Origin of the sequence: Alistipes sp. DJF_B185, from assembly GCF_964250025.1 — a bacterium.
GTDB classification, from domain to species: Bacteria; Bacteroidota; Bacteroidia; order Bacteroidales; family Rikenellaceae; genus Alistipes; species Alistipes finegoldii.
The window spans coordinates 606,434-623,138 of the sequence record NZ_CAXUDY010000001.1; the positions used below are offsets into that span (position 1 = coordinate 606,434).

The following is a 16,705-nucleotide window of genomic DNA, read 5'->3' on the forward strand; positions in this document are numbered from 1 at the left end:
TGCGTCAGTTGTTTTCGGGGCGCAGCTTGCGCACCACGGCGCCGGTCTGCCACATCTCGCTCTCACGCATCTGGCGCAGCTCTTCGTCGAGCTTCTCGCGGTAGTCGGGCTTGCTGTTGAGGTCGATCGAACGCTGGGCCTCGTTGCCGGCGGCGACTTCGCGGTAAAGCTCCTCGAAGACGGGTTTCGTGGCGTCGCGGAAACGTTTCCACCAATCCAGCGCGCCGCGCTGGGCCGTGGTCGAGCAGTTGGCGTACATCCAGTCCATGCCGTTCTCGGCGACCAGCGGCATGAGCGACTGCGTCAGCTCCTCGACCGTCTCGTTGAAGGCTTCCGAGGGGGTGTGGCCGTTGGCGCGAAGCGTCTCGTACTGGGCGGCGAAAATGCCCTGAATGGCGCCCATCAGCGTGCCGCGCTCGCCCGTCAGGTCGGAGTAGACCTCGCGTTTGAAGTCGGTTTCGAACAGGTAGCCCGAACCTACGCCGATGCCCAGCGCCACCACGCGCTCGAAGGCGCGGCCCGTGGCGTCTTGGAAGACCGCATAGCTCGAATTGAGTCCCCGGCCCTGCAGGAACATGCGCCGCAGCGAGGTGCCCGAACCTTTGGGGGCGATCAGGATCACGTCCACGTCGGCCGGGGGCACGATACCCGTGCGTTCCTTGTAGGTGATGCCGAAGCCGTGCGAGAAGTAGAGCGCCTTGCCCGGCGTGAGGTGTTTTTCGATGGTGGGCCATACGGCGATCTGACCCGCGTCGGACAGCAGGTACTGGATGATCGTCGCGCGCTCGGCGGCCTCTTCGATGCCGAAGAGCGTCTTGCCCGGCTCCCAGCCGTCGGCGACGGCCTTCTCCCAGCTCTTGCTGCCCTCGCGCTGGCCGACGATGACGTTCAGGCCGTTGTCCCTGAGGTTGAGCGACTGCCCCGGACCCTGCACGCCGTAGCCGATGACGGCGATGGTTTCGTTTTTCAGGACTTCGCGGGCCTTCTCCAAGGGGAACTCCTCGCGCGTAACAACATTTTCTTCGACTCCGCCGAAATTGATCTTTGCCATAATTAGTATGATTTAAAAGTGATTTGAATTCGTCTGCCGTCGGCTGCGTTCCAGCTCTTCGAGGTACTCGTTGAGCAGTTCGCGCCGCGATTTGATGATGGCCACGATGCCGCTGCGCACGAACTGCTGCACGCCGTAGGGCTGCAGCAGGCGGAACAGCTCCTTGGTCTCGGCCTTGTGGCCCGTCTTCTCGACCACGATGTAGTCGTCGTCGATTTCGAGGATGCGGACGTTGTGCTGGCGCACGAGGCGCTCGACGCTGCGGCTGCGCGTCACCTTGTAGAGGGCGATCTCCTGCTGCACCACTTCGTCGGAGGTGTAGACGAAGGTCTTCAGCACGTCGATCTTCTTTTCGATCTGCCGCACCAGCTTTTCGACCCGTTCCGGTCCGGTGCGGACGACGATCGTGAACTTATGGATGCCCGCCAGCGCCGACTCGGAGGTCGTGAGGCTCTCGATATTGACGTCGCGGCTGGTGAAAACCGTGGTGATCTGGTTCAGCAGACCCACTTTGTTTTCCGAAAATACGGTGATGATATACTCCTGTTCTTCCATTGCTCGTTCGGATTTTACTCCAGCCGGATCGCCGCGACGGGCGCGCCGGCCGGCACCATGGGAAATACGTTGTCTTCGCCCTCGACGCGCACTTCGAGCAGGTATGCACCCCGGCAGGCCTGCATCTCGGCGATGGCTTCGGAGAGCTCCCCGCGCCGCTCGACGCAGCGGTAGGCGATGCCGTTGCCGCGGGCGATCAGCCCGAAATCGGGGTTTGCCAGCTCGGTGAACGAATAGCGGCGGTCGTAGAAAAGTTCCTGCCACTGGCGGACCATGCCCAGAAACGAGTTGTTCAGCAGGACGATCTTCACGGCCACCTGCGACTGGAAGATCGTGCCCAACTCCTGAATGGTCATCTGCAGGCCGCCGTCGCCCGCGAAAAGGCACACTTCGCGGTCGGGGGCGCCCAGCTTGGCCCCGATGGCCGCGGGAAGCCCGAAGCCCATCGTTCCCAGCCCGCCCGAAGTCACCATGCTCCGGCTGCGGCGGAACCCGAAATAGCGGGCCGCGAACATCTGCTGCTGACCCACGTCGGTCACCAGCACCGCGTCGTTGTCGTAGGCGCGGGCCACGGCGGCGACCGCTTCGCCCATGCGGATACGGCCTTCGGCGGGATGGACCGCCCGGCGGATCACCTTCTCGTATTCGATCTTGTCGCAGGCGCGGAATTCGTCGATCCATGCCCGGTGGCTGCGGGCTTGTATGCGCCCGGTGAGCAGCGGAAGGGTCTGTTTCACGTCGCCGACCAGCGGCACGTCGGCCGGGACGATCTTGCCGATCTCCGCAGGGTCGATTTCGAGGTGGATGATCTTGGCGTTCGCCCCGAAACAGCCCGGATTGCCCGTCACGCGGTCGTCGAAGCGCATGCCCACGGCGAGGAGCAGGTCGCAGTCCCGGTTTTTGATGTTGGGACCGTAGTTGCCGTGCATGCCCAGCATGCCGACGTACTGCGGCGAGTCGGTCGGCAGGGCCGAAAGCCCCAGCAGGGTCGATGCGGCGGGCATGCCGCTCTTGTCGAGGAAGGCGCGCAGCTCCGCTTCGCCGCCGCTCAGGATCACGCCCTGTCCGATCATCGCCAGAGGCCGTTGTGCGGCGTCGATCAGCCTTGCCGCTTCGGCGATGCGCTCTTCGGAGGGAACCGATGCGGGGACATAGCTGCGGATCGAAGCCACTTTCTCGTAGCTGAACGGGGCCGTTCCGCACTGGGCGTCCTTGGTGATGTCCACGACCACGGGGCCGGGGCGGCCCGAACGGGCGATGTAGAACGCCTTGGCGATGGCGCCCGGAATCTCTTCGGTGCGCTTGACCTGACAGTTCCATTTGGTGACGGCCTGCGTGATGCCCACGAAATTGGTCTCCTGAAAGGCGTCGGTGCCCAGCAGCGACGAACCGACCTGTCCGGTTACGAGCACCAGCGGCGTGGAGTCCATCAGCGCGTCGGCGAGTCCCGTCACGGTGTTGGTGGCGCCGGGGCCGGAGGTGACCAGACAGACCCCCACGCGGCCGCTGACGCGGGCGTAGCCCTGCGCGGCGTGTACGGCGCCCTGTTCGTGCCGCACGAGGATGTGGCGCAGGCGGTCGCGGTAGTCGTAGAGTGCGTCGTAGACGGGGATGATCGCCCCGCCGGGGTAGCCGAAAATCGTATCGACGCCCTCGCGCAGGAACGATTCGATCAGGGCCTGCGCTCCCGTGACGGAGGGACCGGGCTGCGGTTCGGACATGTTTGTTTGCGTCGTATCCATGATTGCTGCTGTTTTACTTATTCTTCATCGACGATGCGTACGGCGCCCTTGTCGGCCGAGCTGACCAGCTTGGCGTAGGCGCGCAGCGACGCGGGGACTTTGCGGTCGCGTGTGGCGGGGCGGAAATACTCCTGAGCGGCCATCCGCGCGGCGATTTCGGCGTCGTCTGTCAGAAGGCGTATCGAGCGACGCGGGATGTCGATCTCGATTTCATCGCCCGTCCGGACGACGGCGATTTCGCCCCCGGACGCGGCTTCGGGCGAGACGTGGCCGATCGACAGCCCCGACGTGCCGCCCGAAAAGCGGCCGTCGGTAATCAGCGCGCAGGCTTTGTCGAGGTGCTTGGATTTGAGGTACGACGTGGGGTAGAGCATCTCCTGCATGCCGGGGCCTCCCTTGGGGCCTTCGTAGCGGATGACGACCGCCTCGCCCGCCTGCACTTCGTCGCCGAGAATGCCCTCGATAGCCTGTTCCTGCGATTCGTAGACCCGTGCGCGGCCGCGGAAAACGTGCAGCGACTCATCGACGCCCGCCGTCTTGACGATGCAGCCGTTGCGGGCGATGTTGCCCGTCAGCACGGCCAGTCCCCCGTCGCGGGAGTAGGCGTGTTCGACGTCGCGGATACAGCCCGTCGTGCGGTCTGCGTCGGGGGCGTCGTAATAGGAGTGCTGCGCCCCCAGTTCGCGGCTGTAAAGCCCCGCAGGGGCGCTCAGCCAGCGGCGCAGGGCCGCGTCGGTCAGCGTCTCGCTGCGCAGGTCGCAGGCGTCGATTGCTTCGCGGAGCGTCCGCCCGTCGATGCGCGGGACCGAGGTGTCGAGCAGGCCGGCGCGCGCCAGTTCGCCCAGAATGGAGAGGATGCCGCCTGCGCGGTTGACGTCCTGTATGTGATACTGCGAGTTGGGAGCCACCTTGCAGAGCACCGGAACCCGACGCGAAAGGCGGTCGATGTCCTGCATCGTGAAATCCACGCCGGCTTCGCGGGCCACGGCCAGCAGGTGGAGCACCGTGTTGGTCGAGCCGCCCATGGCGATGTCGAGCGACATGGCGTTTTCGAAGGAGGCCTTGGTCGCGACCGAACGCGGGAGCACCGATTCGTCGCCCAGAAAATAGTAGCGTTCGGCGTTGCGGACGATCAGCGCCGCGGCGTCTTCGAACAGCCGGCGTCGGTTGGCGTGCGTGGCGACGATCGTGCCGTTGCCCGGCAGCGAGAGTCCCAGCGCTTCGGTCAGGCAGTTCATCGAATTGGCCGTGAACATGCCCGAACACGAGCCGCAGCCGGGGCAGGCGCAGCGTTCGACGCGCGCGATCTGCTCGTCGCTGCAGGCTTCGTCGGCCGCCATGACCATCGCGTCGATCAGGTCGATGTCCCTCCCGTCGAATTTGCCCGCCTCCATCGGCCCTCCCGACACGAAGACCGTCGGGATGTTGAGCCGCATGGCGGCCATCAGCATTCCGGGGGTGATTTTGTCGCAGTTCGAGATGCAGACCAGCGCATCGACCTTGTGGGCGTTGGCCATGTATTCGACGCTGTCGGCAATGATCTCGCGCGAGGGCAGCGAGTAGAGCATGCCGTCGTGGCCCATGGCGATGCCGTCGTCTACGGCGATGGTGTTGAATTCCGCGGCGAAACATCCGCAGGCTTCGATGCGCTGCTTGACATACTGCCCGATTTCGTGCAGGTGGACGTGTCCCGGCACCAGCTGGGTGAACGAATTGGCGATGCCGACGACCGGCCGCCCGAACTGTTCTTCGCGCATGCCGTTGGCGCGCCAGAGGCTTCTGGCGCCGGCCATGCGGCGGCCCGTCGTCGTGACGGTGCTTCTGAGTGTGTGTTTCATCTTCTCTCTTTTTTCGGCGTATCCGCTTCAGGCGGACGGCCCGGACAGCAAAAAAGCCCTTCTCCGTCGGAGAAAGGCTTTTCTATAATCTTTCGAGTATACGCATCACCTTTCTCCCGTTATCCTGTAGTGACGACGAGCAGCAGATTAATGACGTTATTGTTCGAATGATTCAGAGCGGTCATGGCCGGATTTCTGTGTTTGTTCCGTTTCAAAGATAAGTATATAAAATCAGACGTACAAATAAATTCCTAAAGAAATTTAATAATGTGATATTCCGGAAGCAGATCGTTCTCTGTGGTTGCTGTTTTCAGGTCGTATTCGTTATTTGCTTACAATTTGAAATCGCTATTTTTGGCTTTAAAACCGGTTTTAGGCCGATTTGCAAGAGTTCCATGCTCCGGAAGCTCTGAAATGTCTTACTGTTTTTATATTATTATAGGTGTGTCCGGCCTTTTTGTGCTATTTGTTCCGAGTGAAAACCCTTCCTGATTATTCGGCGGGCATCTTACGAATCGTTACCTGATTTGGATATTAAATTTTTTTGTTTTATATTTGTCCCTGATGGATATGAAACGGAATCATACGATGTTCGGAGAGTGCGGGAACACCTGCGCTCCGACGACGTATGCCGTCCTCTCCGTTATCTTCACGACTGCCGCTACTACAACCCCTGTGGGGGTTTAGTTTGTTTTTTCCGTCAGAAGCATCTCCGTATGCACACCCGGCCGAGGCTGCCGGGGCGGAAACCCGGATTTTCAGTCAAAGGCAGTTTAATTCAAAGAAGATTTTACCATGAAACATATCAAGGTTTTCGCCCCCGGAACGGTGGCGAATCTGGGCTGCGGCTTCGACATCATGGGCCTGACGCTCGACGGCGTGGGCGACCGGATCGAGGTCGCCGCCGAAGCGGGTGCGAGCGGGCTTGCGATCCGCAACGAGAGCGGGAAGAGACTCCCCGAAAAGCCCGAAGACAATGTCATAACCCCGGCCGTCGCGGCCCTGCTCGAAGCGTACGGAAAGCCCGTGCGGGTCGAAATCACGATTCTCGAAAAGATAGCGCCCGGAAGCGGCATCGGATCGAGCGCCGCCTCGTCGGCCGCAGCCGTCTACGGGCTGAACGAACTGCTGGGCCGCCCCTTTTCGGCGGAACGGCTGGTGGAGTTCGCCATGATGGGCGAAGCGCTGATCGGCGGCACGCCCCATGCCGACAACGTCGGGCCGGCCCTGCTGGGCGGCGTGGTGCTGATCCGCGGATACGGGCCGCTGGACATCATCCGCCTGCCGGTGGTGCCCGATGACTTTTTCTACGCCGTGGCGCATCCCGACATCGTGGTCGGCACCAAGGAGGCGCGCGAGGTGCTGCCCCGCGAGATTCCGATGGCGCATGCCGTCACGCAGTGGGGCAACGTCGGCGGACTTGTCGCCGGACTGGCGCTGGGCGACGTGGCGCTGATCGGCCGCTCGATGCACGACGTCGTCGCGGAGCCTTACCGCAAGGGATTCATTCCCGGTTACGACCGTTTGAAGGAAGAGGTGCTCTCCGAAGGCGCTCTGGCCATGAACATCGCCGGATCGGGACCTTCGGTCTTTGCGCTGGCCGCCGAAGGGTCGGTGTCGGAACGGGTCGCCGAGCGGATGAAGAGCCATTTCGCCGGGCTGGGAATCGGCTGCAACATCTATGCGGGCCGCGTGTCGAACCGCGGTGCGCGAATCGAAGAATAAGAAAAAAGGAAAACCATGAAATACTACAGTACGAGAGACAAAGCACATGCACGGCCCTGTTCGCTGCGCGAAGCCGTCGAGGCGGGGCTGGCGCCCGACGGGGGACTGTTCGTCCCCGAACGTATTCCGCAGGCGGATATGGCGGTCGCGGAGCGGCTGGCCGGGGAGTCCTATGCCGCATTGGCGGGGTATCTGGCCGCACTGTTCTTCGGCGAGGATATCGACGCCGGGATTCTGCAGCGGGAGATCGGCCGCATCTACGATTTTCAGGTTCCCCTGCGTCCGGTCGGCAGCCGCTATACGCTGGAGCTGTTCCACGGCCCGACGTTCGCGTTCAAGGACTTCGGCGCCGGATTCATGGGCCGCATGGTCGGCCTGCTGGGCGGCGCGGACGAAAAGCTGGTGATTCTGACGGCGACGTCGGGCGACACGGGCAGTGCCGTGGCGCACGGTTTTTACGACGTGCCGGGCGTCGAGGTGGTGCTGCTCTATCCCGAAGGGAAGATCAGCCGCCTGCAGGAGTGTCAGATGACCGCGCTCGGAGGCAATATCCATCCGCTGCGCGTGGCCGGAACTTTCGACGACTGCCAGCGGCTGGTCAAGGAACTCTTTGCGGACAGCTCTTTCAGGGCCGCGCACCGCGTATCGTCGGCCAATTCGATCAACCTGCTGCGGTGGATTCCGCAGGCGTTCTATTACTTCTACGGGTATTTCCGGTGGCGGCAGGCGTCGGGCGGCGAAAATCCGGTGGTCGTGGTGCCGAGCGGCAACTACGGCAACCTCTCGGCCGGCATGCTGGCTCGCCGCATGGGGCTGCCTCTCGGCGGATTCGTCGCGGCGTCGAACGCCAACGACGTGGTGCCCGAATTCCTGCGGACGGGCGATTACCGTCCGCGGCCGTCGGTGCGGACGCCGGCCAATGCGATGGACGTCGGAGCGCCGAGCAACTTCGAGCGGATGATGTGGCTGTGCGGCGGCGATGCGGACGCCCTGCGCGGCGAATTGCAGGGGTTCCGGTGCGACGACGCCATGATCCGCCGTACGATCGACGGGCTGTACCGGAATTACGGTTATCTATCCGATCCGCACAGCGCCGTGGGCTATGCGGCTTCCGTGGCCTGCGGCAGGCCGGGGTTTTACCTTTCGACGGCCCATCCGGCCAAGTTCGGCGAGGTCATTTCGCCCGTGACCGGGGCGAAGGTGCCGCTGCCCCCGCGCCTTGCGGAGCTGGTGAAGCGTCCACGGGTTTCGGAGCCGATGGCGGTGGATCTTGGGACGCTGGAAGAGTACGTCGCCGGAGTGTGAGATTCGCGGCGGTCCCCGCTGGTGTTTCGGTGCCGATGACGGGCGAATGACATGCCGGTGATTTGCCGATGACGGTTCTACGGCAGGCGGATAGCGGGCGGCGCGATGGCGGAATCCGTCCCTTTCCGGAACTGTCCGCTGCAGCGAGACCGTGTTCCGGAACTGCGCGGCAGGGACTGGCGATGTCCGGTTACGGCCGGGCCGGTTTGGAGCCGAGCCGACTCCCGGCCCCGAAACGGCGGGAAGAATGGAATTGAAAAAGGGTTGCAACGCGGCGGTTGCAGCCCTTTTTTTGTGCGGGATTTCCGGGTTGCGTGCGGAATTCCCTTTTTGTGTGCGTGACTCTCCTTTTGCGTGCGGGGTTCCCGGCTAAATATGCGCAGCGATGAAATCCCCGACCTCGGAGGTCGAATAGCGCCGTTCGCCCTGTGCGGCGAGGTCTTCGGTGACGATCCCTTCGGTGAGCGCCCGGTTTACGGCGTCGCGGACGGCGCTCCCTTCGGCGGTCAGCCCCAGATGTTCGAGCAGCATGGCGGCCGAGAGGATCGCAGCCATCGGGTTGGCGATGTTTTTGCCTGCGGCCTGCGGATAGGAGCCGTGGATCGGCTCGAAAAGCGCGACTTCGGACCCCACGCTGGCCGACGGAAGCATGCCCAGCGACCCGCTGATGACGCTGGCTTCGTCGGTGAGGATGTCGCCGAACATGTTTTCGGTGACGATCACGTCGAAATGGGTCGGCTGGCGGATGATCTGCATCGCGGCGTTGTCCACGAACATGAAGTCCAGCTCCACTTCGGGGTATTGGGGTGCGAGCTGCTGGGCGATCTCGCGCCAGAAGCGCGAGGTTTCGAGGACGTTGGCCTTGTCGACTACCGTCAGGTGACGGCGGCGGCTCATGGCCAGCCGGAACGCCACGTGCAGCACGCGCTCGATCTCCTGCCGCGAGTAGGTGCAGGTGTCCACGGCCCGGTCGCCCCCTTCGTCGCGGCCCTGCGGCCGTCCGAAATAGATGCCGCCCGTCAGTTCGCGGACGCAGACGAAGTCGGTGCCCCGCACCACCTCGGCCTTGAGCGGCGAGCGGTCGGCCAGCGTGTCGAAGAGCGCGATGGGGCGCAGGTTGGCGAACAGTCCCAGCGACTTGCGCATGCGCAGCAGCCCCTGTTCGGGGCGTACCGGCGCTTTGGGGTCGTTGTCGTATTTGGGGTCGCCGATGGCGCCGAACAGCACGGCGTCGGCTTCGCGGCAGATTTTGTGCGTCTCCTCCGGGTAGGGATCCCCCGTGGCGTCGATGGCGCAGGCGCCCACCAGCGCTTCGCGGTAGGTGAAGTTGTGCGCATACTTCCGGGCGACGTGGTCCAGCGCCTTGACGGCTTGCGCGATGATCTCAGGACCGATGCCGTCGCCGGCTAAAAGGGCTATGTTAACATTCATGGTCGTTATAGTTTGTTTCGATTATGTTCAGCATTTTGATCGTCGCCTTGATAGCGGCTTCGGTCTGGTCGGCATCCAGACCGCGCGTTTTGAATACCTTGCCGCCCATTTCCCACGTGATGATGGTCTGCACGAAGGCGTCGGTGCGGCCGCCGGGCGGGATCGAGACGGTGTAGTTGCGCAGCATCGGGAACTCGCGCCGGAGCTGGTGCTCGTAGATTTGCCGCAGCGCCCGCATGAAGGCGTCGTACTGGCCGTCGCCGGCCGAGGTCTGCTCGTACTCCCGTCCGTTGATCTCGATCTTGAGCGAAGCCGCGGGATGCAGCCCCTGCGCCAGCGAAAGGCTGTAGTTGAGGATGCGGACCGGATTTTCGGCCAGATCGTAACGCAGTACGTCGGCAATGATGTAGGGCAGGTCCTCGGCGGTCACCAGCTCCTTCTTGTCGCTCAGCTCCACGACCCGTTCGGTCACCTTGCGCATCGAGGCTTCGTCGAGGTCGATGCCCAGCGTTTCGAGGTTCTTCATGATGTTGGCCTTGCCCGAAGTCTTGCCGAGGGCGTATTCGCGGACGCGGCCGAACCGTTCGGGAAGCAGTTCGTTGAAGTAGAGGTTGTTCTTGTTGTCGCCGTCGGCGTGGATGCCGGCGCACTGCGTGAAGACGCTTTCGCCGACGATCGGGCGGTTGGCGGGAATGCGGATGCCGGTGTAGGTCTCGACCATGCGGCTGACGTGGTTGATCTTCGTCTCGTCGATGCCGGTGGCGCGGTGCAGGCGGTCGTGCAGGACGGCGACCGTACTCGACAGCGGTGCGTTCCCGGCCCGCTCGCCCAGCCCGTTTACCGTGACGTGGACCCCGTGGAATCCGGCTTTTACGGCCGCGGCGGTATTGGCGACGGCCAGATCGTAGTCGTTGTGGGCGTGGAAGTCGAAGCGCAGGCGGGGATAGCGCCGCACCAGATCGCCGCAGAACCGTTCGGTGGCGTAGGGATCGAGCACGCCCAGCGTGTCGGGGCACATGAAACGCTGCACGGGGGCGTCGGCCAGTGCGTCGAGCATGGCGTAGACGTACTCCGGCGAATGCTGCATGCCGTTGGACCAGTCTTCCAGATAGATGTTTACCCGCATGCCCCGCGCGACGGCCTTGTCGATCGTAGCGCGGATGTCGCCGAGGTGCTCTTCGGGCGTGCGGCGGAGCTGCTCGCGGCAGTGCTTGAGCGACCCTTTGGTCAGCAGGTTCACAACGCGGCATCCGGCGTCGCCGAGCCAGTCGAGGGATATGCCGCCGTCGATGAATCCCAGCGCCTCGATGCGGTCCGAATAGCCTTTGGAGGCGGCCCACTCGGCGATGCGCCGCACGGCCTCCTGCTCGCCCTGCGAGACCCGCGCCGAAGCGATCTCGATGCGGCTGACGCGCAGTTCCTCCAGCAGCAGCCGGGCGATGGAGAGCTTTTCGCGGGCGTTGAACGAAACGCCCGACGTCTGCTCGCCGTCGCGCAGCGTGGTATCCATTATTTCGACCGGGGGAAGCATCGTCGCGGGGCTATTTTCGGGCGGCTTCGAACCGTCGGATCTGGTCGGAGATGCTGCACAGGTAATCCACGTCGTCGTAGCCGTTCTGCAGGCAGCGTTTCTTGTAGGCGTCGATCTCGAACCGCTCGCTGCGGCCCGTGGCTTCGGCGGTCAGCGTTTGCCCCTCCAGATCGACCGTGAAACGGGCCGCGGGATCGTCGTCTATGGCGGCGAAGATCGCTGCGAGGAAGTCGTCGCTCACCGTGATCGGCAGCAGACCGTTGTTGAGGGCGTTGTTGCGGAAGATGTCGGCGAAGAAACTCGACACCACGACGCGGAAGCCGTAGTCGGCGATGGCCCATGCGGCGTGTTCGCGCGAACTGCCGCACCCGAAGTTGCGGCCTGCGACCAGTATGCGGCCCCCGTAGCGGCTGTCGTTGAGCGGGAACGAAGCGACCTTCCGACCCTCGGCGTCGTAACGCCAGTCGCGGAAGAGGTTGTCGCCGAAGCCTTTGCGCTCGGTGGCTTTGAGAAAGCGCGCCGGGATGATCTGGTCGGTATCTATGTTTTCCGTGCGGACAGGCACCGCCCCCGACGTGAAAGTTTCGAATTTGGGTATGGACATTTTTCTTGACTTTTACATTTCAAACACCTTGCGCGGGTCTTCGATGCGCCCGCAGACAGCAGCGGCGGCGGCCGCCGCGATGCCCGAAAGCATCGTCCGTGCGCCCGGACCCTGACGCCCTTCGAAATTGCGGTTCGAGGTCGAAACGCAGTATTTGCCCGCCGGAATCTTGTCGGCGTTCATCGCCAGACAGGCCGAACAGCCCGGCTGGCGGAGTTCGAATCCCGCGTCGGCCAGAATCCGGTCCAGCCCCTCGGCCCTTGCGGCGGCTTCGACGCCTTTCGAGCCGGGGACGATCCACGCCGTTATGTTGTCGGCCTTGCGGCGGCCTTCGACCAGCCGTGCGAAAAGGCGCAGGTCCTCGATGCGGCCGTTGGTGCAGCTGCCGACGAAGACGTAATCGACGGGTTTGCCCTGCAGCGTTTCGCCGGATTCGAATCCCATGTATTTCAACGCCTTGTCGTCGGCGTCGGCGGGAATCTCCGCATCGACGGCCATACCCATGCCGGGGTTGGTGCCGTAGGTGATCATCGGGGCGATGTCGGCGGCGTCGAAGCGGTATTCCTTGTCGAAAACCGCGTCGGCGTCGCTGTGAAGTTCGCGCCAGCGGGCCGCGGCCCGGTCGAAAGCGGCGCCCTGCGGCGCGCGTTCGCGGCCGCGGAGGTAGTCGAACGTGGTCTGGTCGGGGGCGATCATGCCGCCCCGCGCCCCGCATTCGATGCTCATGTTGCAGACGGTCATGCGCCCCTCCATCGAGAGGGAGCGGATCGCTTCGCCGGCGAATTCGATGAAATAGCCCGTGCCGCCCGAAGCGGTCAGCCGGGAGATGATGTAGAGGATGATGTCCTTGGCTTCGACGCCCGGCCGAAGCGTCCCGTCCACGGTGATGCGCATGCTCCGCGGCTTGGACTGGATGATGCACTGGCTGGCGAAGACCATTTCGACCTCCGACGTCCCTACGCCGAACGCCACGGCGCCCAGCGCCCCGTGCGTCGAGGTGTGGCTGTCGCCGCAGACGATGGTCATGCCCGGCTGGGTGAAGCCCAGTTCGGGACCGATGATGTGCACGATGCCCTGCCGGGGGTCGCCCACGCCGAAATGCTCGATGCCGAACCGGGCGCAGTTGGCCGCCAGCGCTTCGACCTGCCGCCGCGATTCCGGCTCGGCGATCGGCAGGTGCTGGTTGACGGTGGGGATGTTGTGGTCGGCCGTCGCCGTGATCTGCGCCGGGCGCGCCACGCCGATGCCGCGCCGTTCGAGTCCGGCGAAAGCCACGGGCGACGTCACCTCGTGGATGTACTGCCGGTCGATGTAGAGCACGCAGCGTCCCCCGTCTTCGGTGCGCACGGTGTGCGCATCCCATATTTTGTCCAGAAGAGTCTTTCCCATCTTACGCCTCCTTTTCCTTGCGTTCGGTTACGTTCAGTATGCGCAGCGCGTCGAGGAACGCCTCGATCGACGCCCGTGTGGTGTCGGTATGTGCGGCGAATCCGTGGACCGTGCGGCTGCCGCACTGCACCTGCACGTGTACGCGGCCCACGTCGTTCGACCCCTTGGTGATGGCCTGCATGAGGAATTCCGTGAGCACGACCTTCTCGTTGATGAGAGTCTTGATGGCCGATACGGCCGCATCCACCGGACCGTTGCCCGTGGCGATGGCCATGCGTTCGTGGTCGCCGAACTTCAGCACCACGGTCGCCGTCGGAACGAGCGTTCCGGTGGTCACCTGCAGGAATTTGAGCGACAGGGACTGTTGTTTCATGCGGTCGATGTCGCCCACCAGATACAGCAGGTCGTAATCGTGAATCTCCTTCTTCCTGTCGGCCAGTTCGAGGAACTTGGCGTAGGTGTCGTCCGTCTCCTCCTGCGTGAGGTTGTAGCCGAGCAGTTCGAGCCGGTGCACGAGCGCGGTGCGGCCGCTGCGGGCCGTCAGGGCGATGACCGACTGGTTGAGCCCGACGTCCTGCGGGTCGATGATCTCGTAGGTCTGGCGGTCTTTCAGCACGCCGTCCTGATGGATGCCCGACGAGTGGGCGAAGGCGTTGCGGCCGACGATCGCCTTGTTGGGCTGGACGGGCATGTTCATCAGGCTCGACACGAGGTGCGAAGCCTTGGTGATGAGCTGTGCGTCGATGTTCGTATCGACGTTCAGCTCTTTGTGGCAGCGCAAGGTCATCACCACCTCTTCGAGCGAGGTGTTGCCCGCGCGTTCGCCGATGCCGTTGATCGTCACCTCGGCCTGCCGCGCGCCGTTGAGGATGCCGCTCAGGGTGTTGGCCGTAGCCATGCCCAGATCGTTGTGGCAGTGGGTCGAGATGATCGCCCGGTCGATGTTGGAGACGTGATCGACGAGGTATTTGATCTTCGCGCCGTACTCGCCGGGCAGGCAGTAGCCCGTGGTGTCGGGAATGTTGACCACTGTGGCGCCGGCCGCGATGACCGCTTCGATCACGCGGGCGAGGTATTCCGGATCGGCGCGCCCGGCGTCTTCGGCGTAGAACTCGACGTCCTCGACGTAGCGCTTGGCGTATTTCACCGCCTCGACGGCCGATTCGATGATCTTTTCGGGCGTCGAGCGCAGTTTGTCGTAGATATGCTGGGGCGATACGCCGATTCCGGTGTGTATGCGCTTGTGCTTGGCCAGCCGCAGGGCGTCGGCGGCGACGTCGATGTCTTTTTTCACGGCGCGGGTGAGCGCGCAGATCGTCGGGGCCGAAACGGCCTTCGAAATTTCAAGTACGGAGTTGAAGTCTCCGGGGCTGGAAATCGGGAATCCCGCTTCGATGATGTCCACGCCGAGACTTTCGAGGAGTTTGGCGACTTCGATCTTCTCGGTGGTGTTCAACTGACAGCCCGGCACCTGCTCGCCGTCGCGGAGCGTGGTGTCGAAAATAAAAAGTTTTTCGCACATAATAGGACTTGATCTAACTAACCTTGGCAACAAATATATTAAAAATATTTCCGAATCCCTTCATTCTGCGCAAGTTTCGTTTGCCGCGCCGCCCGTGCCGGAGTGCGTTCGGGCGGGGTTTTCATTACAGATTCGGCGCCGGGGGAGAGCATCCGGCGAAAGTCCGGCGGCTTTGGGCCGGGAGCGCTTACGGATTATAACCTTTCGGAATTTGTCGCACGGCCGCCGATTTGTTGCGGGAAACCTCTTCCGAAGGCCGGATTCGAGCCGGAAGCGGGGAAAAACGACGGGCCGCTCCCCGAAGAGCGGCCCGTTTCCGTAAATACGCTTATGGTTGTTGGCATTTACTTTCTGCGCTGGATGTTGTCGGAGACGGTTTCGACCGTGCAGGGACCGCCGTACGTCACTTTGGCGGCCGTCGAAGCGTTGATTTTCAGACGGCCCGAACACCAGACGTCGGCTTTGGCGTAGTTCGACACCGTCAGGTCGTAATCCGAGACCCGCAGTTCGGGGGCCGAGAAATTCGCGCCCGACGAAACCCGGACCGTGGCGTCGGCGACCTGCGCCGCGCCTTTCAGGTAGATTTTGCCGTAGCTTCCGACGCTCGCTTCGAGCGAACTGCCGCTGAATGTCCCGTTGAACGAGCCGCCGCTGCTGACGGTCAGCTTCGCCTGCCGGGCGTTTACCGTCACCGTGCCGGAGAATTTGGCGTAGCTGTCGATGCGCATCGTCAGCGCGTCGGCGGTCAGCGTACTGCCGACGCTGGCGCCGCTGCTGACCTCGACCGTGAGGTCGGAGGCTTTGATGTCGTTCGAGAATTTGGCGTAACTGCCCACTGTCAGTTTGCAGCTGTTGCGGCACTCCACGGGAGCCTGCGCCGATCCGTAGCTCGAAATCCGCAGCTCGCCGTCGCTGCAGCGCACCGAGCCTGCGAATTTGCCGTAGCTCGACACGTCGAGTTTCGCGGCGCCGGGCGTGTCGATGTCGGCGCTCACAGATCCGTAGCTCGATACGGAGACCGAAACCGACGGCCCTTTCAGCGGCATTTTGCAGTTCACCTTGCCGTAGGAGCCTGCCGATATTTCGCGCAGCGAGGCCGATGCGGGAACGGTGACCGAGACCGAGATGTTTTCCGTGCTGTTGGCGTTGACGCGGAATTTCAGCTTCCCGCCGTCGCGCTCCAGCACCAGATAGTCGATGACGTTGTCGTCGGCCGTCACGCTGATGGTTTTGGCCGCGGGGCTGACGGTGATGTCGAAAAACGCCGCGGCCGAGATGCCCGTGTAGTCGCCCGCCTTGCCCCAGTCCTGCGTCACCATGCGTCCGCTGCCTTTGAGCCGTCCGCTGCGGGTGCGGCTGCTCCGGTCGAAGGCGGCCCGCTTGATGTTGGTGCCGATCTCGCCTTCGGTGTTGTAGAGCCGGCGGATCTGCTCGGCGGTGAGCACGGCGGCGAATTTGTCCACATAGTCGCGCTTGACCTGCGCCGTGGCGGCGATGTTCGAGAGTTTGGCCTTCAGGCTGTTTTTCTGCGTGGCTTCGTCGGCGCCGGAAGCGCCGGCACGGGCGTCGACGGCTTTGTCGAGCGCTTCGCGGTAGGCCTTGTAGATCGGTTCGAACTCCCTGCGCTGGCGGGTGCTCAGCCCCAGCTCGCGGACGATCTGTTCGCGGGCCGCCTTGTTCAGCTCTTCGAGCGACTGGTTGGCCAAGTCGATGCGTTCCGCCGCATCGATGGCCTGCCGGGCTTCGGCCGCGGCGCGCGCGATTTCACGGTCGGAGAGCTCCGTCGCACGGCGCGCTTCGGCCACGGCGCGTTCGATCTCCCGGCCGGTCGCCTCCATGGTCCGCCGGGCTTCGGCCATGGCGCGTTCCAGTTCGCCGGAGGAGACGCTCCCCGCGGCGTTCGTCGCTGTGCGGGCCTCGGCCAGCAGTTGTTCCGATTCGTTGCAGGCCGGTGCGGTGTTTCCCGTCAGGGCGAACAGCAGGGTGCAGAGGAAAAGCAGGATATGTTTCAT

12 protein-coding genes are annotated in these 16,705 nt (G+C 63.5%); 2 read left to right on the forward strand and 10 right to left on the reverse strand.

The genetic code is table 11. The annotated features are described in order from the left end of the window. Positions 1-4: 4 nt before the first annotated feature. The 4 genes from ilvC to ilvD are packed head-to-tail and all read right to left on the reverse strand — an operon-like array spanning position 5 to position 5,186. On the reverse strand, positions 5-1,051 hold the full coding sequence (gene ilvC, locus ACESTR_RS02735; RefSeq protein WP_014775328.1) for a ketol-acid reductoisomerase: 1,047 nt from the start codon (positions 1,049-1,051) through the stop codon (positions 5-7). Positions 1,052-1,063: 12 nt separating this feature from the next. Continuing rightward, on the reverse strand, positions 1,064-1,606 hold the full coding sequence (gene ilvN, locus ACESTR_RS02740; RefSeq protein ID WP_009598443.1) for an acetolactate synthase small subunit: 543 nt from the start codon (positions 1,604-1,606) through the stop codon (positions 1,064-1,066). A gap of 14 nt (positions 1,607-1,620) precedes the next feature. After that, positions 1,621-3,348, reverse strand: coding sequence for a biosynthetic-type acetolactate synthase large subunit (gene ilvB, locus ACESTR_RS02745; protein WP_130063716.1), 1,728 nt, complete (start codon positions 3,346-3,348; stop codon positions 1,621-1,623). Positions 3,349-3,365: 17 nt separating this feature from the next. Further along, positions 3,366-5,186, reverse strand: coding sequence for a dihydroxy-acid dehydratase (gene ilvD, locus ACESTR_RS02750; RefSeq protein WP_279063702.1), 1,821 nt, complete (start codon positions 5,184-5,186; stop codon positions 3,366-3,368). A 795-nt stretch (positions 5,187-5,981) separates the two neighbouring features. Between ilvD and ACESTR_RS02755 the strand changes: the two genes are divergently transcribed. Both ACESTR_RS02755 and thrC read left to right on the forward strand, forming a co-directional pair. Then, positions 5,982-6,911 carry a homoserine kinase gene (locus ACESTR_RS02755; RefSeq protein WP_227042251.1) on the forward strand — a complete coding sequence of 310 codons (930 nt, stop codon included), beginning with the start codon at positions 5,982-5,984 and terminating at the stop codon, positions 6,909-6,911. A 15-nt stretch (positions 6,912-6,926) separates the two neighbouring features. After that, positions 6,927-8,216, forward strand: coding sequence for a threonine synthase (thrC, locus tag ACESTR_RS02760; protein ID WP_278714397.1), 1,290 nt, complete (start codon positions 6,927-6,929; stop codon positions 8,214-8,216). 369 nt (positions 8,217-8,585) lie between these two features. On the opposite strand, the gene leuB is transcribed toward thrC, so the two are convergent. From leuB to ACESTR_RS02790, 6 genes are all read right to left on the reverse strand, one after another. After that, positions 8,586-9,647: a 3-isopropylmalate dehydrogenase gene (gene leuB / locus ACESTR_RS02765; protein WP_009599112.1), complete on the reverse strand. Its 1,062-nt coding sequence runs from the start codon at positions 9,645-9,647 to the stop codon at positions 8,586-8,588. Further along, a complete protein-coding gene (locus tag ACESTR_RS02770) occupies positions 9,637-11,178 on the reverse strand; it encodes an alpha-isopropylmalate synthase regulatory domain-containing protein (protein WP_009599096.1) in 1,542 nt (513 codons plus the stop codon). The genes leuB and ACESTR_RS02770 overlap by 11 nt, the downstream gene beginning before the upstream one ends. Positions 11,179-11,188: 10 nt before the next feature. Continuing rightward, complete coding sequence (leuD, locus tag ACESTR_RS02775) at positions 11,189-11,782, reverse strand: 3-isopropylmalate dehydratase small subunit (protein ID WP_278433799.1); 594 nt, start codon at positions 11,780-11,782, stop codon at positions 11,189-11,191. Positions 11,783-11,794: 12 nt separating this feature from the next. Then, positions 11,795-13,171 carry a 3-isopropylmalate dehydratase large subunit gene (gene leuC, locus ACESTR_RS02780; RefSeq protein WP_278433802.1) on the reverse strand — a complete coding sequence of 459 codons (1,377 nt, stop codon included), beginning with the start codon at positions 13,169-13,171 and terminating at the stop codon, positions 11,795-11,797. A 1-nt stretch (position 13,172) separates the two neighbouring features. Continuing rightward, complete coding sequence (locus ACESTR_RS02785; protein WP_302268483.1) at positions 13,173-14,693, reverse strand: 2-isopropylmalate synthase; 1,521 nt, start codon at positions 14,691-14,693, stop codon at positions 13,173-13,175. 344 nt (positions 14,694-15,037) lie between these two features. Then, positions 15,038-16,705 carry a GIN domain-containing protein gene (locus ACESTR_RS02790; RefSeq protein WP_014775319.1) on the reverse strand — a complete coding sequence of 556 codons (1,668 nt, stop codon included), beginning with the start codon at positions 16,703-16,705 and terminating at the stop codon, positions 15,038-15,040.